At 70.2% G+C, this 19,795-nt stretch carries 13 protein-coding genes; 5 read left to right on the top strand and 8 right to left on the bottom strand.

Going from position 1 to position 19,795, the window contains the following annotated elements:
- Nucleotides 1–62 precede the first annotated feature (62 nt).
- Nucleotides 63–3,962: a DNA-directed RNA polymerase subunit beta' gene (locus ACFYQ5_RS33695; RefSeq protein ID WP_389203131.1), complete on the top strand. Its 3,900-nt coding sequence runs from the start codon at nt 63–65 to the stop codon at nt 3,960–3,962.
- Between the two features lie 80 nt (nt 3,963–4,042).
- Here the strand turns inward: ACFYQ5_RS33695 and ACFYQ5_RS33690 are convergent, their stop codons facing one another.
- From ACFYQ5_RS33690 to ACFYQ5_RS33665, 6 genes are all read right to left on the bottom strand, one after another.
- On the bottom strand, nt 4,043–5,173 hold the full coding sequence (locus ACFYQ5_RS33690; RefSeq protein ID WP_389203130.1) for a M48 family metalloprotease: 1,131 nt from the start codon (nt 5,171–5,173) through the stop codon (nt 4,043–4,045).
- A gap of 53 nt (nt 5,174–5,226) precedes the next feature.
- On the bottom strand, nt 5,227–5,754 hold the full coding sequence (locus tag ACFYQ5_RS33685; protein ID WP_389203128.1) for a Pycsar system effector family protein: 528 nt from the start codon (nt 5,752–5,754) through the stop codon (nt 5,227–5,229).
- Nucleotides 5,751–7,247, bottom strand: coding sequence for a hypothetical protein (locus ACFYQ5_RS33680; RefSeq protein ID WP_389203127.1), 1,497 nt, complete (start codon nt 7,245–7,247; stop codon nt 5,751–5,753). The genes ACFYQ5_RS33685 and ACFYQ5_RS33680 overlap by 4 nt, the downstream gene beginning before the upstream one ends.
- 32 nt (nt 7,248–7,279) lie before the next feature.
- Nucleotides 7,280–9,520, bottom strand: a complete 2,241-nt coding sequence (locus ACFYQ5_RS33675; RefSeq protein WP_389203126.1) for a hypothetical protein — start codon at nt 9,518–9,520, stop codon at nt 7,280–7,282.
- On the bottom strand, nt 9,517–10,416 hold the full coding sequence (locus ACFYQ5_RS33670; protein ID WP_389203125.1) for a hypothetical protein: 900 nt from the start codon (nt 10,414–10,416) through the stop codon (nt 9,517–9,519). Before ACFYQ5_RS33670 ends, ACFYQ5_RS33675 begins: the two co-directional genes overlap by 4 nt.
- A 129-nt stretch (nt 10,417–10,545) precedes the next feature.
- Entirely contained in the window at nt 10,546–11,262 is a 717-nt protein-coding gene (locus ACFYQ5_RS33665; RefSeq protein WP_389203123.1) for a Crp/Fnr family transcriptional regulator, read from the bottom strand.
- A gap of 446 nt (nt 11,263–11,708) precedes the next feature.
- Between ACFYQ5_RS33665 and rpsL the strand changes: the two genes are divergently transcribed.
- The 4 genes from rpsL (at nt 11,709) to tuf (ending at nt 16,073) form a co-directional block, all read left to right on the top strand.
- A complete protein-coding gene (gene rpsL / locus ACFYQ5_RS33660) occupies nt 11,709–12,080 on the top strand; it encodes a 30S ribosomal protein S12 (protein WP_003948652.1) in 372 nt (123 codons plus the stop codon).
- Between the two features lie 2 nt (nt 12,081–12,082).
- A complete protein-coding gene (gene rpsG, locus ACFYQ5_RS33655) occupies nt 12,083–12,553 on the top strand; it encodes a 30S ribosomal protein S7 (RefSeq protein WP_018101248.1) in 471 nt (156 codons plus the stop codon).
- A gap of 38 nt (nt 12,554–12,591) precedes the next feature.
- Nucleotides 12,592–14,721: an elongation factor G gene (gene fusA / locus ACFYQ5_RS33650; RefSeq protein WP_389203121.1), complete on the top strand. Its 2,130-nt coding sequence runs from the start codon at nt 12,592–12,594 to the stop codon at nt 14,719–14,721.
- Between the two features lie 158 nt (nt 14,722–14,879).
- Complete coding sequence (gene tuf / locus ACFYQ5_RS33645; RefSeq protein ID WP_329231830.1) at nt 14,880–16,073, top strand: elongation factor Tu; 1,194 nt, start codon at nt 14,880–14,882, stop codon at nt 16,071–16,073.
- Between the two features lie 92 nt (nt 16,074–16,165).
- Here the strand turns inward: tuf and ACFYQ5_RS33640 are convergent, their stop codons facing one another.
- Both ACFYQ5_RS33640 and ACFYQ5_RS33635 read right to left on the bottom strand, forming a co-directional pair.
- The gene (locus tag ACFYQ5_RS33640; RefSeq protein WP_389203118.1) at nt 16,166–18,265 is read right to left on the bottom strand and encodes a PIG-L family deacetylase; all 2,100 of its coding nucleotides are present in this window, start codon (nt 18,263–18,265) and stop codon (nt 16,166–16,168) included.
- A gap of 186 nt (nt 18,266–18,451) precedes the next feature.
- On the bottom strand, nt 18,452–19,384 hold the full coding sequence (locus tag ACFYQ5_RS33635) for a nitroreductase/quinone reductase family protein (protein ID WP_389203116.1): 933 nt from the start codon (nt 19,382–19,384) through the stop codon (nt 18,452–18,454).
- Between the last annotated feature and the right edge of the window lie 411 nt (nt 19,385–19,795).

Genomic DNA, 19,795 nt, shown 5'->3' with positions numbered 1-19,795 from the left:
GTGCCCCGATTTCTCGCGTGAAGCGAGGGGGCTCGAACCCCCGAAAGAGGGATTGACGACAAGTGCTCGACGTCAACTTCTTCGACGAGCTGCGGATCGGCCTTGCCACCGCGGACGACATCCGGACCTGGTCCCACGGCGAAGTGAAGAAGCCGGAGACCATCAACTACCGCACGCTCAAGCCCGAAAAGGACGGACTCTTCTGCGAGAAGATCTTCGGTCCGACCCGGGACTGGGAGTGCTACTGCGGCAAGTACAAGCGTGTCCGCTTCAAGGGCATCATCTGTGAGCGCTGTGGCGTCGAGGTCACTCGCGCCAAGGTGCGCCGTGAGCGCATGGGTCACATCGAGCTTGCCGCTCCCGTCACCCACATCTGGTACTTCAAGGGCGTCCCGTCGCGCCTCGGCTACCTGCTGGACCTCGCGCCGAAGGACCTCGAGAAGGTCATCTACTTCGCCGCGTACATGATCACGTTCGTCGACGAGGAGCGCCGCACGCGTGACCTCCCGTCGCTGGAGGCGCACGTCTCCGTCGAGCGTCAGCAGGTCGAGAACCGCCGCGACTCGGACCTCGAGAACCGCGCCAAGAAGCTCGAGACCGACCTGGCCGAGCTCGAGGCCGAGGGCGCCAAGGCCGACGTACGCCGCAAGGTGCGCGAAGGTGCCGAGCGTGAGATGAAGCAGCTGCGCGACCGTGCGCAGCGCGAGATCGACCGCCTCGACGAGGTGTGGAGCCGCTTCAAGAACCTCAAGGTCCAGGACCTCGAGGGCGACGAGCTGCTCTACCGCGAGCTGCGTGACCGTTTCGGCACGTACTTCGACGGCTGCATGGGTGCTGCCGCCCTGCAGAAGCGCCTCGAGTCCTTCGACCTCGACGAGGAGGCCGAGCGCCTCCGCGAGATCATCCGCACCGGCAAGGGCCAGAAGAAGACCCGTGCGCTCAAGCGCCTCAAGGTCGTCTCCGCGTTCCTGCAGACCAGCAACAAGCCCAAGGGCATGGTGCTCGACTGCGTGCCGGTCATCCCGCCGGACCTGCGTCCGATGGTGCAGCTGGACGGTGGCCGCTTCGCGACCTCCGACCTGAACGACCTGTACCGCCGTGTGATCAACCGCAACAACCGCCTCAAGCGTCTCCTTGACCTCGGTGCCCCCGAGATCATCGTGAACAACGAGAAGCGGATGCTGCAGGAGGCCGTCGACGCGCTGTTCGACAACGGCCGCCGCGGTCGCCCGGTCACCGGTCCCGGTAACCGCCCGCTCAAGTCCCTCAGCGACATGCTGAAGGGCAAGCAGGGTCGTTTCCGTCAGAACCTCCTCGGCAAGCGTGTGGACTACTCCGCGCGTTCCGTGATCGTCGTCGGTCCGCAGCTCAAGCTGCACCAGTGCGGTCTGCCGAAGGCGATGGCGCTGGAGCTCTTCAAGCCGTTCGTGATGAAGCGCCTGGTGGACCTGAACCACGCGCAGAACATCAAGTCGGCCAAGCGCATGGTCGAGCGTGGCCGCACCGTCGTGTACGACGTCCTCGAAGAGGTCATCGCCGAGCACCCGGTGCTGCTGAACCGTGCACCCACCCTGCACCGCCTCGGCATCCAGGCCTTCGAGCCGCAGCTGGTCGAGGGCAAGGCCATCCAGATCCACCCGCTCGTCTGCACCGCGTTCAACGCGGACTTCGACGGTGACCAGATGGCCGTGCACCTTCCGCTCTCCGCGGAGGCGCAGGCCGAGGCCCGCATCCTGATGCTGTCCTCGAACAACATCCTGAAGCCGGCCGACGGTCGTCCCGTCACCATGCCGACCCAGGACATGGTGCTGGGTCTCTTCTTCCTCACCACGGACGAAGAGGGCCGCAACGTCAAGGGCACGGACCGCGCGTTCGGCTCCACGGCCGAGGCCACCATGGCCTTCGACGCCCGCGAGCTGTCGCTGCAGGCGAAGGTCGACATCCGCTTCCCGGTGGGCACCATCCCGCCGCGTGGCTGGGTGCCGCCGGTCGCCGAAGAAGGCGAGCCCGAGTACCAGCCGGGTGACACCTTCCGGCTGCGTACGAGCCTGGGCCGCGCGCTCTTCAACGAGCTGCTGCCCGAGGACTACCCGTTCGTCGACTACTCGGTGGGCAAGAAGCAGCTCTCCGAGATCGTCAACGACCTGGCCGAGCGCTACCCCAAGGTCATCGTGGCGGCGACGCTCGACAACCTGAAGGCGGCCGGTTTCCACTGGGCGACCCGCTCCGGTGTGACCGTGGCCATCTCCGACGTCGTCGTGCCCGAGGCCAAGAAGGCCATCGTCAAGGGCTACGAGGAGCAGGACGAGAAGGTCCAGAAGCAGTACGAGCGCGGTCTGATCACCAAGGACGAGCGCACGCAGGAGCTCATCGCGATCTGGACCAAGGCGACCAACGAGGTTGCCGAGGCGATGAACGCGAACTTCCCGAAGACGAACCCCATCTTCATGATGGTCGACTCGGGTGCCCGAGGAAACATGATGCAGATGCGTCAGATCGCGGGTATGCGTGGTCTGGTGTCGAACGCCAAGAACGAGACGATTCCGCGTCCCATCAAGGCGTCCTTCCGCGAGGGCCTCACCGTTCTGGAGTACTTCATCTCCACGCACGGTGCCCGTAAGGGTCTGGCGGACACCGCCCTGCGTACCGCCGACTCGGGTTACCTGACCCGTCGTCTGGTGGACGTCTCGCAGGACGTGATCATCCGCGAGGAGGACTGTGGCACCGACCGCGGCCTCAAGCTGAAGATCGCCGTCAAGGGCGCCGACGGCGTGCTCCGCAAGACGGAGGACGTCGAGACCTCGGTCTACGCCCGCATGCTCGCCGAGGACGTCGTCGTCGACGGCAAGGTCATCGCGCCTGCCAACGTCGACCTCGGTGACGTCCTGATCGACGCCCTGGTGGGCGCCGGCGTCGAGGAGGTCAAGACCCGCTCGGTCCTGACCTGTGAGTCCGCGGTCGGCACCTGTGCCTTCTGCTACGGACGCTCGCTCGCCACCGGCAAGCTGGTCGACATCGGTGAGGCGGTCGGCATCATCGCCGCCCAGTCCATCGGTGAGCCCGGTACCCAGCTGACGATGCGTACCTTCCACACCGGTGGTGTGGCCGGTGACGACATCACCCAGGGTCTGCCGCGTGTCGTCGAGCTCTTCGAGGCGCGTACGCCCAAGGGCGTCGCCCCGATCTCGGAGGCCAAGGGCCGTGTCCGGATCGAGGAGACCGAGAAGACCAAGAAGCTCGTCGTCACCCCGGACGACGGCAGCGAGGAGACGGCGTTCCCGATCTCCAAGCGTGCCCGTCTCCTGGTCGGCGAGGGCGACGCGGTCGAGGTGGGCCAGAGGCTCACCGTCGGTGCCACCAACCCGCACGACGTGCTGCGGATCCTCGGTCAGCGCGCGGTCCAGGTCCACCTGGTCGGCGAAGTCCAGAAGGTCTACAACTCGCAGGGTGTGTCGATCCACGACAAGCACATCGAGATCATCATCCGGCAGATGCTGCGCCGTGTGACGATCATCGAGTCCGGCGACGCGGAGCTGCTGCCGGGCGAGCTCGTCGAGCGGTCGAAGTTCGAGACCGAGAACCGTCGTGTGGTCACCGAGGGCGGACACCCCGCCTCCGGCCGTCCGCAGCTGATGGGTATCACCAAGGCCTCGCTCGCCACCGAGTCGTGGCTGTCGGCGGCGTCCTTCCAGGAGACGACCAGGGTTCTGACCGACGCGGCGATCAACGCCAAGTCGGACTCCCTGATCGGCCTCAAGGAGAACGTCATCATCGGTAAGCTCATCCCGGCCGGTACGGGTCTGTCCCGCTACCGCAACATCCGGGTCGAGCCGACCGAGGAGGCCAAGGCCGCGATGTACTCGGCCGTCGGCTACGACGACATCGACTACTCACCGTTCGGCACCGGCTCCGGCCAGGCCGTTCCGCTGGAGGACTACGACTACGGTCCGTACAACCAGTAAGCGAGTCGCTTGATACGACCGAAGGGCGGTCACCCCGTTTCGCACGGGGTGACCGCCCTTCGGCGTGCCCGGCGCCGCTGTCACCGCGGCGAAGGAGTGTCCAGGTAGGGCTGGAGGCGCTGCAGGCGGTCCGCGTAGTCGGGGTGCGAGGACAGCAGCTTGGCGAGACCGCCGGTTCGGGGGGTCCGAGGGCCCGCAGCCGCGTACCGGGCCTCCTCGTGCGCCCGCATGGTGTGCAGGACCCCGGCGAGGGGGTGGGCGAAGCCCAGGCCGGCCGCGTGGGCGTCGGCGCGGAGCTCGGCCCTCCTGTTGACCAGGGCCAGCAGGTACGGAGCGACCGCCATCGGCACGACGATCATCCAGGCCGCCGCGACGAAGGCCAGCAGACCGCAGCCGAACAGCAGGACCAGGAATCCTGTCGCGGGCAGCGAGATGACGCGTGCCACGCGCAGGACGAGCCGCGACAGCCCGCGTATCGCCCGCCACGTCAGCTCGGCGGGCTGCGCGTACCACTCGCCGAGCAGGGAGGCCCAGGCGTGGCCGCCCGTGTGGTGGCCGAGTTCGTGGGCGAGTGCGGCGGCCAGCTGGCCGTTGGGCAGGTGGTTCAGCGAGAAGGTGGTGACGCCGACGATGTGGCCGGCGGCCGCGTAGGCGTTGATGCCGTCGTTCTCCTCGATCCACAGCTCGTACCGCTGATGGTCGACGCCTGCCCGCGCCGTGACCTCGCGCCACACCGGCTCCAGCCGGGCCCGCTCGGCAGCGGTCGGAACGCGCAGCCGCAGCAGTCTCCGTGCGAGGAAGCTCTCGGTGGGGCGGTGGAAGACCAGGGCGCCGCTGAGCACCCAGACGGTGACGGGCAGCCAGGCCGCCGACCCGAAGAGCGCGGTCGCGAGACCGGTCACCACGGCGAGGCTGCAGAGGAACGCGGGCACCTGGACGAGGAGCCGGCTCAGCGCGGTGGCGTCCGCGCCTCGCTGGCGGGCGGTGAGATGGACGCGCCGCTGCTCGAAGTCCATCGCGTGGGGGTGGTGCTGCGGCTGCTCCGGCACCGGGTTCGGGGCCGGGCCGAGCACCGCGGGGTATGCGGGAGGAGGGGGTGGGAGCGGGACGTGGGGGTACGCGGGCGCGGTGCTCGCGGGTGTGCCGGGGTACGCGGGCGCGGGCCCGGGGTACTCGGGCGGCGGTTCGTCATGGCCGGGCGGGTGGGGCATCGGGTCGGCTCCTCGGGTGTGCGGGGCGGGCGAGGTGGTGCTGACGGGGCGGCTCAGCCCAGGAGTCCCGCGGTCGGGAAGAAGAGGGCGCTCAGGAAGAAGGCGGCCAGGCCGATCCGTATCCAGCGGTGCTTGTCCGCGACGATGCGGCTGGTCTCCGCCAGTGAGACGAGCAGGGCTTCGGCCGGAGAACGGGCCGTGTCGGCCAGGGCCTGAGCGAGCAGGCCCTGGGAAGAGGCCCGTCGGGTGTCGGCGAAGTACGTGAGCGGCAGGCCCGGTGCCCAGGTGCTCGGCCGGTACCGCGGCAGGATCGCCATGAGCAGGGAGAGCAGGGCCAGAGCCGCGCAGCAGGCCCCGGCCCACCACAGCACGCTGCCGAGTCCGCCGAGGTCCCACGGGCGTAATCGTCCGGCTGTCAGGAAGCCGCTGAGGACCCCCACCGTCACGCCGAGCGCACCGGCGAGTACCGCGGCCTTGCTGTCGGCCCGGGTGATCTCGCCGCGGGCGTCGGTGAGCAGCCGGCCCGCTGCCTCCAGGGTGGCCACCTCCGGGGGCACCCCGGCCGGGTCGGGGGTGGTCATGACGGCTCGCCTTCCCCGTCCGGGGCGGAGGGCTCGTTCCCGGGCGTGGGGGCGGTGTCCTGCGGCGCGGCGGCGAACGGCATGGCGGGCATCGGAGGAGGGGGGGTGGCGGGGGCGGCCGGAGGCTGCGGGGGCGGGAAGCCGTACGGCGGGGGTACGGCGGCCGTGGGCGCGGCTGTGGCCGGCGGGCCGTGGAGCGGCTGCCAACCCGGAGACGGGCTGTAGGCCGGCGGCACCGGTACGTACCCGTCGAAGGGCGGTGCCTCGTGGACCGTCCCCTCTGCGGGCCAGGGCGGGGATTCGGCCACCGGTGGTCCGGTGACGGAGGGCCCGGGGACGGTGCCGGGCTGCGACGGCGGTGCGGCGTCCGCCGTGAGGAGCTGGTCCGGCGGGACGGGGCTCGGGACGGTGTCGGCCACTCCGGGCAGCCGCTGCGCGAGGATCTCGGTGACGGTCCTGAGCGCGAGCTCCTTCGGCCCGTCGAGCTCGAACGCCTCCGCGTGCTTGCCTCCGAGCAGTTCCGAGACCAGCTCCTTCTGCTGCTGGATCAGCCGTAGCTGGTCGTCCCGCATGGACTGCATCACCAGCCGGGAGTCCTCCGGGTGTTCGGAGAGATGGAGCGCCCAGGCGTGTACCCCGCCGTGCTGGAGGTGATAGGCGTAGAAATTGATCTTCTGCGCCTGCAGGGCCTGGAGTTCCAGGTCCTGGCGCCCCGCGAGAAGCGCGTGCCGGTGCTGGAGCTCCTGCTGCCGCATGGCCAGTTCGTGCTGCTGCCGCTGGTGTTCGAGGGCCCGCCCCGTCAGGAGCAGGTCCTGCTGCCGGGAGCGGCGGTCGACCTCCAGATCGATGTCCATGCCGCGCTGGGCGATGAGGACCTGCTCCGCGCTCTGGTGCTCGATGGCCTGTTTGCGCTTCTCGTGCGCGATGTTGTCGTCGTCCCGGCGTACCCGCACGGTCCAGGTGACCAGGAGACCGGCCGTCGCACCCAACTGGCCCTGCGCCTGTACCGCCCGCAGCACCGCCTGTTCGGCCTCGGCACTGCGGTGGACGGGGAACGACCGGGTGACCGGGCGCGCCGCCTGCTGCAGTTCGCCCAGCAGGAGTTCGGGGACGTGGCGGTGTCCACTCCTGACGAACACGTCCGGTGCCAGGACCTGCCAGGACAGGTCGACCGCCACCCCGAACTCGAACGCGTCGTTGTCGCTGGGCAGGGCCAGTTCCGTCCGCACCGGATGGATCCCCATGTCCACCTCGTAGACGGCGGTGTAGCGCCGGGTCGCCAGGTCTGCGCGTACGGGGCGGTGGGGCGGCAGGAAGGTGTCGTACTCCCCCTTGGAGGTGACGAACACCAGCGCGTGATCGACCTGGGTGACCGGCTTGCGGGTCACGTACTCGAAGCGCGTCAGCTGCCGCACGGTCAGCACCGGATCGGTCAGTTGTGTGTGGCGGTCGGCGCTCTGCTGCCATTCGGGCGGACGGCGGAAGTCGGCCATCGGAACTCTTCTCCTTGACGGGTGCGGCTGGTTCAGCCCGGATCGACGACGGCCAGCAGACGGCCCGCGACCCGCGGCGGCGCCGTACCACCGTCCTCGGCGGGCATCGTGCGCAGCAGGTGGGCGAGCCGCCTGCGGTCGGTTTCGGTCTCGACGAGGTCGGGCAGCAGGGCGGCCAGGGCCGTCGCCGCGCGGGGGGAGCGGTCCGCGGACCAGGTCCATGTGCGCAGGACAGCGAGGGCGCCGTCCGTGTGGTGGCGGTCGCGCAGGGCGGCCGTCCACAGGCCCACGAGGTCCCGGGCCTGCGGGGCGCGCGCGGCGGCTGCCTGGGCGTACCACTCCAGCAGCGGGGCCGTGGCCGGGGGCGAGGTCGGATCGTCGTCCTCGGGGTGCGCACACGCGTACAGGAAGGCGCGAAGGGCGAGATCGCGCAGGGCCGGTTCGTCGCCCAGCCAGGTTCCCATCTCGGCGAGCACCTGCCCGCCTGCCGGGGAGAGCAGCAACAGGGCCACGGAGGAGGCGAGTTCGTCGATCTCCTCGGCGAGCCTGTCGGTGTCGCCGCCGAGTCCGTCGCCCGCCGCGAAGTACGTACGCGCGGCGGAGCGCAGCGCGTGCAGAGCCTCCGTCGGATGGGCGGGGCCGATCAGGGCGTAGGCGCGGATCGCCGTCCAGCGTTCTCTTCGGTCGTCGCCTGCGCACCAACGTCCCAGGATGCGCGGGATGTTGGGGGCTCCGAGGAAGTGCGCCAGCGTGAGCGCGTTGACCGCGACGAGCCGCTGACGGTAGCGGCGTGACGTGGCCCAGCGGGTGATGACGAGGGCCATCGCCGACGGCAGGTCCGACGCGGCGAGCACGGCCGCGGTGGAGGCGGCGCGGGTCCGTACGAGGGGGCGTCCGTCGTCGGCGAGTCTGTCCAGCCAGCTCACCAGGGCAGGGCGGGCGGACGGGTGGCCGGTCCACACCTCACGCAGCAGGACGAGGGCGGCGCGGTCGTCGCGGTACCGGGCCTTGCGCTGGGCGACCGGGCCCCACTCGGTCACCTCGTTCTCCTCGTACCGCTCGGCGCGCGCCCGGTTCAGCCGTCCGCCGGCCGCGTTGCCGAAGACAGGCACGAGGGGCGGCTCGGAGGGGTCCTCGGTCTTCTGCAGCAGCGTGTACAGGACATCGCTCAGCTCGGCGGTCAGGGCGTACGGGGCTTCGTTGAACGCGGCGAGCGAGACGAGGAACGCCTTGTCGGAGAGGGAGGCCGACGGATCGCCGAACCACTCCTCGACCTGGCTCTCCAGCGCCGCGAGCGAGAAGTGCTCCAGGTCGTCCCCGGCGGCCCGGCCGAGGGCGACGCGGGCCAGCAGCCGGGCGAAGGCGGCCACCTCGCGCAGCTGGTGGCCGCGGTCGAGGAACTCCTTGACGGAGCTGCGCTCCAGCAGCGCCGCGGTATCCGCTCCGAGGGCGGCCGGATCGTCCAGCAGCGCCGCCAGATGGGCCTCCAGGACGGCACGCGACCGCGGGGGATGCCAGTGCGCGACGGATACGTCCTCCAGCGCCGCGGCCGGATCGACGGTGATCACCAGGTAGGCGTCCTGCTCGACGAGCCTCTCACGCAGGGACAGCAGGTGCGTGTCGCGCAGGGGCTGGTCGCGGCGGAGGGCGAGGTCGCAGAGCACGTGGCCGCGGGTGCCGTCGAGCAGGCCGGCCAGCGCGGCGGGGGTGGTGTCGCGGTCGAGGGAGCGCACGGGGGTGGCGCCCAGCCGGTTCAGGAGCATCAGGGCGGCGGTGCGGCGGCCGGTGAAGTGCTGGCCGGAAAGCACCAGGACGCGTTCCGCTCTCAGCCGCTCCACGAGGCCTGCGAACACCGACCCGTCCCCTCCGGGTACGAACAGGGCCGCCGTCCGGTCCAGGCTGTCCTGCGGGACCAGGCCGGAGGTGTGCGTGTCGCTGGACACCCCGAGCTGGTAGATCTCGGTCTTGCTGCCCATGATCACGTCACCGCCGACGTGCCCGCCGCTGACGCCGTGCTGGTCGCGGCCGCTCAGCCCGCCCTCGAAGCGCGCCGACGCGCCGACCATGATCCCGGGGCTGTGTGCGTAGAGGTCACGGCGTGCGCTCCAGGCGTCCTGGGGCTGTTCCGCATCCTCCTCCGGAGCGTCGGGCGCGGAGGAGGGCGCGCTGTCCCCGGGCTTCGGATCCCCGGGGCCGTCGGGAGCACCGCCGGACGCGGCACCGGGGATGTCGGAGGTGCGCTCGGGCCCGTGGCCGGACGGCTCCTGGCTCATCGGTGCGTACCCCCGTCGGGGTATCCGTCAGCGGGCCGGGCGCCCCGGACATCCTTGGGGCGGTTGTCACCGGTACTGCCGAGCACGACGTCTCCGCCGACGTGCCCGCCGCTCACCCCGTGCAGGTCACGGCCGACCAGGCTGCCGCCGAAGGAGGGAGCGCCGCCGTGGAAGTGGAACACGGCGCCGCCCGCAGTCCCGGACGCCGGGTTGCCGGAGGAGCCCCCGTCCGCCCCCTCCGGCGCCCCGCCCGCGGCGCCCCCGTGCGCCGCGTCCCCCGTGCCGGCCGCGGCGTCCCCGTACGCCGCCGCGGCCGTTCCCGCCCCTGGCACCGCGCCGTGCAGCCAGGCCTTCATCGGGCCGTTCTTGCCGGCCACGGTGACGGGGCGGAACTCTTCCGGCGCGATGCCGGGATGGCCGTGCCGCACGATCCCGCGGTGCACGTCCTCGGACACGCACAGCGCCAGATCGCCCGTGCACTCACGCAGCGCGGTCCGCAGCACGTCGCCGTCCAGCAGCCGGCAGGCGTGGTTCAGATCGGAGCCCACCCAGCCGTCCCGCTCGTCGATCGCGACGTACCCCGTGGCGAGGACGGCCCGCAGCCGGATCTGGGCACTGCTCGACGCCATCCGGTTGACCCCGCGCAGCTGTACCGGGGTCTCGGTCAGCAGTGCCCGCAACAGCGCGGTCACCGAGGCGTTCGCGTCGATCAGCTCCATGACCGCGTCGCCCCGGTCGGCGCGGACCCGCCGGTCCTCGCCGATCCCGGCCGCCGTGAGCGTGCGGTCGGCGATGCCGTAGAGCATGCGTCGCAGGTAGTTCTGCTCGATGTCGTCGCGGTCGCTGAAGCGCTCGATGTCGAACAGCAGGATGGTGCGGCTCACGGGATCGGTCATGGCTGCCTCTCGGTGATCTGCGCGTGGCAGCAGCCTGGGCCCGCCGGGCCCGGACCGGTGAGGGCAGATGACCCACTGGAAGTGTGACCGTGTGCACACAAGCCCGGGGCGGGGCCGGTGCACGCGGGGTCAGCCCGTGGGGTCCTGGGCCCGGGCTATCCGGCGCAGTACGTCCGGCCGCAGGATCAGCAGGGTCCGCCGGCCGGTCGACACCACCTGCCGGGCACGCAGATCCTTGAGCAGCCGCTGCACCATCTCCCGGGACGCCCCGACGGAACCGGCGAGCTCCTGCTTGCTCAGCGGAACGGTGAGCTCGATGCCTTCCTCGGTGCGGACGCCGTGGGTACGGGCCAGATCGAGGAGCAGTACGGCGAACCGCTCCCGCACGGTCAGCGACGCGAACTCCAGCCGCCGGCGGTCGGCGGCCCGGGTGCGGTCGGAGGTCAGCCCGAGCAGGGTGAAGGACGCGGCGGGGGACCGGGACAGGTAGTCCCTGAAGAGGTCGTGCTCCACGGCCACCGCCTTCACCGGCTCCAGGGCGGTGACGGTGGCCGAGCGCGCGCGGCCGGTCAGGGCCGACGACTCGCCGACGATGTCGCCGGGGCCGCGCAGGGCCAGGAGCGCCTCGTAGCCGTTCGCCGCGGAGGCGGTGACCTTGGTCCAGCCCTCGGTGATCAGCAGGACGTGGGAGGACGGCTCCTGCTGGTGGATGAGCGCGGACCTCGTCCCGAAGCGGAGGACGCTGCCGAGCGCGAGGAGTGCCGTGCGGTCCTCCCGCTCCAGCCTGGCGAGAAAGGGGACGCGGTCATCCAGCCCTTGGCCTCCCGGCTGCTCCAGCATGGTCATCGTGCCCCCCTGCGCCTCACGCGCTGACTGTCCCGCCCGGCGCGGACGGCCGTCCTCGGCCCCGTGCCGTCCCGCTAGACGCGGCGGCCCGACCGCCGACGCGGCGGAGCACGCCAAACTACTGGCAGTGAGCGTCGCCCGCCGGGAGAAAGAAGGTTTTGGCCCGCAGGGTTTCGTGACGGCTTCCCCCGCACCCCCGTGGGCGCGCACCGGGCATTTGTTTTGACCCAGCTCCGTGAGGTAGGTACGCTCAAGCCTTGTGCCTGGGGTGTGCCTGGGCTCGGGTGCGTGTCCTCAACCGCATGGCGAGTCCGTAAGTGGCCACCGCAATCTGCGTTCTTCCTGCCTTCCGGCAGGGGGCGTGCAGTGTTCGACACACCCGACCGCGTGGGTCGGCGAGTGTTCCAGGTTAGTTTCACGAACGGCACACAGAAACCGGAGAAGTAGTGCCTACGATCCAGCAGCTGGTCCGGAAGGGCCGGCAGGACAAGGTCGAGAAGAACAAGACGCCCGCGCTCGAGGGTTCGCCCCAGCGGCGTGGCGTCTGCACGCGTGTGTTCACGACCACCCCGAAGAAGCCGAACTCGGCGCTCCGTAAGGTCGCGCGTGTGCGTCTGACCTCCGGTATCGAGGTCACGGCCTACATCCCGGGTGAGGGGCACAACCTGCAGGAGCACTCCATCGTGCTCGTGCGTGGTGGCCGTGTGAAGGACCTGCCGGGTGTTCGTTACAAGATCATCCGCGGTTCGCTCGACACCCAGGGTGTCAAGAACCGCAAGCAGGCCCGCAGCCGCTACGGCGCCAAGAAGGAGAAGTAAGAATGCCTCGTAAGGGCCCCGCCCCGAAGCGCCCGGTCATCATCGACCCGGTCTACAGCTCTCCTCTTGTCACCTCGCTGATCAACAAGATCCTGCTCGACGGCAAGCGTTCCACCGCCGAGCGGATCGTGTACGGCGCCATGGAAGGCCTCCGCGAGAAGACCGGCGCTGACCCGGTCATCACGCTGAAGCGCGCGCTTGAGAACGTCAAGCCCTCGCTCGAGGTCAAGTCCCGCCGTGTCGGTGGCGCCACCTACCAGGTGCCGATCGAGGTCAAGCCCGGTCGCGCCGCCACCCTCGCTCTGCGCTGGGTCGTCGGTTACTCCCGCGCCCGTCGCGAGAAGACCATGACCGAGCGCCTCATGAACGAGCTGCTCGACGCCTCCAACGGTCTTGGCGCTGCCGTCAAGAAGCGCGAGGACACCCACAAGATGGCCGAGTCCAACAAGGCCTTCGCGCACTACCGCTGGTAGTCGCTTACCCCATCGAGACCGAGAGAAGATTGAGCCTTATGGCCACCACTTCGCTTGACCTGGCCAAGGTCCGCAACATCGGGATCATGGCCCACATCGACGCGGGCAAGACGACCACCACTGAGCGGATCCTCTTCTACACCGGCGTTTCGTACAAGATCGGTGAAGTCCACGACGGCGCAGCCACGATGGACTGGATGGAGCAGGAGCAGGAGCGCGGCATCACGATCACGTCCGCCGCGACGACCTGTCACTGGCCGCTCAATGATGTTGACCACACCATCAACATCATCGACACCCCTGGTCACGTCGACTTCACCGTCGAGGTGGAGCGTTCGCTCCGCGTCCTCGACGGTGCCGTCACCGTGTTCGACGGTGTGGCCGGCGTCGAGCCGCAGTCCGAGACCGTCTGGCGTCAGGCGGACCGCTACGGCGTGCCGCGCATCTGCTTCGTCAACAAGCTCGACCGCACCGGCGCCGAGTTCCACCGCTGCGTCGACATGATCGTCGAGCGCCTCGGTGCGGTTCCGCTCGTCATGCAGCTCCCCATCGGTGCCGAAGCCGACTTCAAGGGCGTCGTCGACCTCGTGTCGATGAAGGCCTTCGTGTGGTCGGAAGAGGCCGCCAAGGGTGAGATGTACGACACCGTCGAGATCCCGGACACCCACAAGGAGGCCGCCGAGGAATGGCGCGGCAAGCTCCTTGAGGCCGTCGCGGAGAACGACGACCAGATGATGGAGCTGTACCTCGAGGGCGTCGAGCCCACCGAGGAGCAGCTGCACGAGGCGATCCGTCGGATCACCCTCGCGTCGAAGGGCTCGGCCGACTCCGTCACCGTGACCCCGGTCTTCTGTGGCACGGCGTTCAAGAACAAGGGCGTCCAGCCCCTGCTCGACGCGGTCGTCCGCTACCTGCCTTCCCCCCTGGACGTCGAGGCCATCGAAGGCCACGACGTCAAGGACCCGGAGCTGGTCGTCAAGCGCCGGCCTTCGGACGACGAGCCGTTCTCCGGCCTCGCGTTCAAGATCGCCAGCGACCCGCACCTGGGCAAGCTCACCTTCGTCCGGATCTACTCCGGTCGCCTCGAGGCCGGCACCGCGGTGCTGAACTCGGTCAAGGGCAAGAAGGAGCGCATCGGCAAGATCTACCGCATGCACGCGAACAAGCGTGAGGAGATCGCGTCGGTGGGCGCCGGTGACATCGTCGCCGTCATGGGCCTGAAGCAGACCACCACGGGTGAGACGCTGTCCGACGACAAGAACCCGGTGATCCTGGAGTCCATGGACTTCCCGGCGCCGGTCATTCAGGTCGCCATCGAGCCCAAGTCCAAGGGTGACCAGGAGAAGCTGGGTGTCGCCATCCAGCGCCTCTCGGAGGAGGACCCCTCCTTCCAGGTGCACTCCGACGAGGAGACCGGCCAGACCATCATCGGTGGTATGGGCGAGCTTCACCTCGAGGTGCTCGTCGACCGCATGAAGCGCGAGTTCCGCGTCGAGGCGAACGTCGGCAAGCCCCAGGTCGCGTACCGCGAGACGATCCGCAAGACCGTCGAGCGCATCGACTACACGCACAAGAAGCAGACTGGTGGTACCGGCCAGTTCGCGAAGGTGCAGATCGCCCTCGAGCCCATCGAGGGTGGCGACGCCTCCTACGAGTTCGTCAACAAGGTCACCGGTGGCCGCATCCCCCGTGAGTACATTCCCTCGGTGGACGCGGGTGCCCAGGAAGCCATGCAGTTCGGCATCCTGGCCGGTTACGAGATGGTCGGCGTCCGCGTCACCCTTCTCGACGGTGGTTACCACGAGGTCGACTCCTCGGAGCTCGCCTTCAAGATCGCCGGTTCGCAGGCGTTCAAGGAGGGTGCCCGCAAGGCGTCCCCCGTGCTCCTCGAGCCGATGATGGCCGTCGAGGTCACCACGCCCGAGGACTACATGGGCGATGTGATCGGCGACCTCAACTCCCGCCGTGGCCAGATCCAGGCCATGGAGGAGCGCAGCGGCGCTCGCGTCGTGAAGGGCCTCGTGCCCCTCTCGGAGATGTTCGGCTACGTCGGAGACCTCCGCAGCAAGACCTCGGGTCGCGCAAGCTACTCGATGCAGTTCGACTCCTACGCCGAGGTTCCGCGGAACGTCGCCGAGGAGATCATCGCGAAGGCCAAGGGCGAGTAACTCTTCCGAGCACACGCTTTAGGCTTGTCACCGGAGCCCGGTCGGGCATTCGTCGCAGCGCGTAAGCAGCGTGGCGAATGCCCCCGGCACCGGCATTCCAGCAAAGATCACCTGGCGCCGATGAAGCAAGGCGTACAGAACCACTCAGGAGGACCCCAGTGGCGAAGGCAAAGTTCGAGCGGACTAAGCCGCACGTCAACATCGGCACCATCGGTCACATCGACCACGGTAAGACGACCCTCACGGCCGCCATTACCAAGGTGCTGCACGACGCGTACCCGGACCTGAACGAGGCCTCGGCCTTCGACCAGATCGACAAGGCTCCTGAGGAGCGTCAGCGCGGTATCACGATCTCGATCGCGCACGTCGAGTACCAGACGGAGTCGCGTCACTACGCGCACGTCGACTGCCCGGGTCACGCCGACTACATCAAGAACATGATCACGGGTGCGGCGCAGATGGACGGCGCCATCCTCGTGGTCGCGGCCACCGACGGCCCGATGCCGCAGACCAAGGAGCACGTGCTCCTGGCCCGCCAGGTAGGCGTGCCGTACATCGTTGTCGCGCTGAACAAGGCCGACATGGTGGACGACGAGGAGATCCTGGAGCTCGTCGAGCTCGAGGTCCGTGAGCTCCTCTCCGAGTACGAGTTCCCGGGCGACGACCTTCCGGTCGTCAAGGTGTCGGCGCTCAAGGCCCTCGAGGGCGACGCCGAGTGGGGCAAGACCGTTCTCGACCTGATGAAGGCCGTCGACGAGTCCATCCCGCAGCCCGAGCGTGACGTCGAGAAGCCGTTCCTCATGCCGATCGAGGACGTCTTCACGATCACCGGTCGCGGTACGGTCGTCACCGGCCGCATCGAGCGTGGTGTCCTGAAGGTCAACGAGACCGTTGACATCGTGGGCATCAAGCAGGAGAAGACCACCACCACGGTCACCGGCATCGAGATGTTCCGCAAGCTGCTCGACGAGGGCCAGGCCGGTGAGAACGTCGGTCTGCTGCTTCGTGGCATCAAGCGCGAGGACGTCGAGCGCGGCCAGGTCATCATCAAGCCGGGTTCGGTCACGCCGCACACCGAGTTCCAGGCCCAGGCCTACATCCTGTCGAAGGACGAGGGTGGCCGTCACACCCCCTTCTTCAACAACTACCGCCCGCAGTTCTACTTCCGTACCACGGACGTGACGGGCGTGGTGACCCTTCCCGAGGGCACCGAGATGGTCATGCCGGGTGACAACACCCTCATGGACGTCGCGCTGATCCAGCCGGTCGCCATGGAAGAGGGCCTGAAGTTCGCCATCCGTGAGGGTGGCCGGACCGTGGGCGCCGGCCAGGTCACCAAGATCGTCAAGTAATCACCTGACTGTCTGACCTGGTTGCTCCGCACAGAGCACCTGGAGGGGCCCCGTCCCACCGCGAGAGCGGTGGGGCGGGGCCCCTCTTCTGGTTACGGGCGCCATGTCCACGGCAGTGCGTCCGGCCCCAGCCCCACCACCGCCGGGCGTCCGTCGGCGCCGAGGTGCAGCGCGGGCCCGTCCAGGGCGACGGGCCCCTGCGCACGTACGGAGCGCCGGGTGCCGGAGAGGAGCTGTATCAGACCCTCACCGGTGCGGCCGAGCAGCGCGGTGCCGGTGGCGGTCAGCTCCCCGTACCCGTCGAAGCCGGTGAGGTCCTCGGCCACCCCGCCCCGCACGGCCGTCGTCACGGCCCGTGCCTCCGCCCGGTAGAACAGGTCCACGGATCCGTCGGCCGCCGGCCGTGCGGCGGGGGCGTCACCGGGCACGGGGCCGGCGTCGATCTGCGTACGGGCGGTGAGTGCGGCGCCCGGCGCGTCCTGGGTCCAGTGGTGCACCGCGTGGTGGCCCGCCGCGTGGACGTGGACCCGTCCGGCGCCGTCCACCACGGCGCTGAGCCCGTCCTGGATCTCCCCGCCGCCCGTGTCCCGCCACCCGCCCCAGGCCCCGCCTCCCTCCCGAACGCGGGTGCTGAGCCCCTTCTCGGCGTTGCGTACGAAGAGGTGGACCCGGCCGTCCGGCGCCGCGACGGCGACCGGTACGCCGATGTGCCGCCCCTCGTCCCGCCCGGGGGAGGGGTTTCCCAGACCGCGCCAGGCGAGGAAGCCGCCGCCGGGGGTGCCCTGCTCCAGCAGCACGATCTCGCGCTCGTTGTCGGCGCCGTGCCCGCCGAGCGCCGTGAACCTCAGGCCGAAGAGGAGCAGACGTCCGTCGAAGGCGGTGGCGGACCCCAGCGTGGGTGCGAGCGGCCCGCCCCCGAGGTCGCGCGGTGGGCCCCAGACGCCACTGCCCGCCTCGGTCTCCCGCCACCGGACCACCCGGAGCCCCACGACCGCGTACGCGGTGAGTCGCCCGCCGGGTTCCGTGGCGACGACGGCCCGGGGGCCCGGATAGCGGTGGCGGGTGGATCGGACCCACCCCTTCCGGTTGGTCAGTGGCCGGTCGCCGCCCACGTTGTAGTCCCCGCATCCCGACGGATTGCCGCACTCCCAGCCGGGTGAGCCGCCGTACGGGACAAGCGGGGCGGCCTTCTCACGCAACACGGCGGGCGGCAGGCTCTTGGGCCAGTGCCGGTTGTAGTACCCGCGGAACGCGGTGGTGACGAAGCCGGGCACGTCCCCGCCACCCGCCGTGACACCGGCCACCCACCGGATCATCGCCGCCCACCCGAAGCACGCCGCGGCGGTGTGGTCCGCGTGATCGGAGTACCCGTGCTGCTCGCTGTCGGCGCGCCGGACCGCCTCGGCGCTGTGCTGGATGTCCGGGTCGGGGTCCAGGGTGTGCACGACGGTGGGCCGGTAGCGCTCCAGGAGCCCGGCGAGGACGTCGATCAGTTCGTCGTACGTGTACGCACCGGCGTGCCGCAGCGGTGAGTCGTCGGCGACGACCGTGCGCAGGGAGAGCCGACGGTCCTGCCAGAGGCTGGGCAGTCCGAGCCGGTGCCGTCCGGTGTGCATGGCGGTATTGAGGAAGACCAGCTCGACCCGGCGCGTCCCGGCCGTCAGGGTGTCGACCTCGGCCCGGTGTCCGTCGCCGAGCTCGGCGACGGACACCTCCCAGGGGGTGAACCTGTCCAGCCCGAGCAGGGTGGCGTACGCCTGCCGCAGCCCCTGGTGGCGGGCGGAGGAGTACGCGGCCTTGTCCGGCGCGGGGCGGGGTGCGCCGGGGATCCTGTTGACGCCGTCGGCCTCGCCGGCCGTGAGGTACACGCAGACCAGGGGGGTCCCGGCGTCGAGGGCGCGCCGGGTGTCCGGGTTCATGAAGTACAGGTCGTCGTCCGGGTGGGCGAGTATCTGCATCAGCAGGGCCCGTCGCGCGGTGCTGATGGGTTGGCCGGGCGCTGGATCGGGCGCGGGATCCGTGCGCCGGGGTGCCGGGACGGAGCAGGCGCCGAGGACCGCGGTGCCGGTTCCGGCGGCGAGGGCGGCGACGACCGCGCGGCGCCGCGGACCAGCCGGTGCGGAGGGTGGGACGGGCGCGCCGGTGGCCGGCGGGTCCGGGGCGTGCAGGTGCGCGCGAGGTCGATCCGTCATGCCGTGTGCTCCATCCGCTTCCCCCGCAGCGGGTGGCCTGCCGCCTCGTGCTGCGTACCCGTCGCTCGACGGGGGCCGGCCGGTCGGGCCGTCCCGCACGGACAGACGGAGACCGGGGAGGGCCGGTTGCCTCGGACCGTGCGCCGTGTGGCGTACGGGACGGGCGACCGGCCCCGTGAGCGTGGGTCAGGCGGTGCCGTCCTCCGCCAGGTGCGCGGGGGGAGCCGGCGGCCAGGGGACCTCGGCCAGCACGGGCAGGACCGACTCCTCCTCGTAGTCGAGGTGCGCGTTCAGTTCCGTCGACATCGCGTCCAGCTCGGTGCGGAAGCGCTGCGGGTCGGCGATGGCGATGCCGGCCAGCAGGGTCACCAGCTCGCCTTGGATGCGTGCGACGGTGCGGTGCTCCTCGCGCAGCCGGTCGAAGGTGTCGGTCAGGTGGGGGTGGTAGCGGGCGATTCCGGGGAACAGATGGTCGTCCTCGCTGGTGTGGTGGAACTCCAGGGCCTGGCAGAACGCCAGGCAGCGCTGCCGGATCTGCAGGCCGAGACCGGGCGCCGGTGGTTCGCCGGGCCCCTGGTGCGCCGCGCGTGCGGCGAAGTGGGCGTCGACCTCCGACTTCACCTGACGCAACTGGCCGCGCAGCCAGGTGTGGACCTCCATGAGCTTGTCGGCGAGGGTGACGACTTCGCGGGGAGCGTCCCACCCGTCGGGCTCGGCCCGCTCCAGCACCACGACCGGCAGGGTGCGGGTGGTACCGGCCTGGTAGTCGCCGTACCCGGGGGCCTCCCGCACGGCGTGCGCGAACAGTTCCTCGCGACGGGCCCCCTCGGCGGGGACCGCGAGGGCCTGGAAGGTGCGGGTGCCGACCTCCACCCGCACCACGGGGTGGGCGAGCAGGTTGTGGTACCAGGCGGGGTGGCTCGGGCCGCCGAGGTTGGACCCGACGAGGAGGAGGGTCTCGCCGTGGCGGACGTAACCGAGGGGGGTGGTCCGCTCGGCGCCGGACCTGGCGCCGGTGGTCGTCAGCAGGAGCAGGTTCCCGCCTTCGAACGGGCCGCCGACCTTCCCCTCGTTGGCGCGGAACTCCTCGATGACCGATTCATTGAATGACGTGGGCATACGGCTGTGTGTCTCCGGTGGATGCGGGCGCGCACCGCAGCGACTGCGGGCATGGCCAGGGATGACGTACGCAGGGAGGAACGGCCGCACGGTCTCGGGACGCGGGCGTGTGCCGGAAGCGCGAGGGGAGACGACGTGCGGCTGCGTTACGTCATGGACAGGGCGCGGAGTACGAACTCATGGCGGATCCCCTGACTGAAGGGTGCTCGCCCGATCGCCGGCCGGCCCACTGCTCTGTGGCCGGCGCCACGCGGCACCGCGTTCATTACATGTATCCGTCCGTCACCTGTCAACCAGGACGGTCACGCGCACGCAACGCGCCCTGCGCGGCGTGCTGTCGGCCGGCCCGGTGGCCGGTTGCCACTGCATGATCACATGAGCGTCACAGATCCCCTCGGTCCCTTGCCCACC

It is taken from the genome of Streptomyces sp. NPDC005794 (assembly GCF_042871445.1).
Taxonomy (GTDB): Bacteria; Actinomycetota; Actinomycetes; order Streptomycetales; family Streptomycetaceae; genus Streptomyces.
This window is presented reverse-complemented; position numbering and strand designations above follow the sequence as displayed.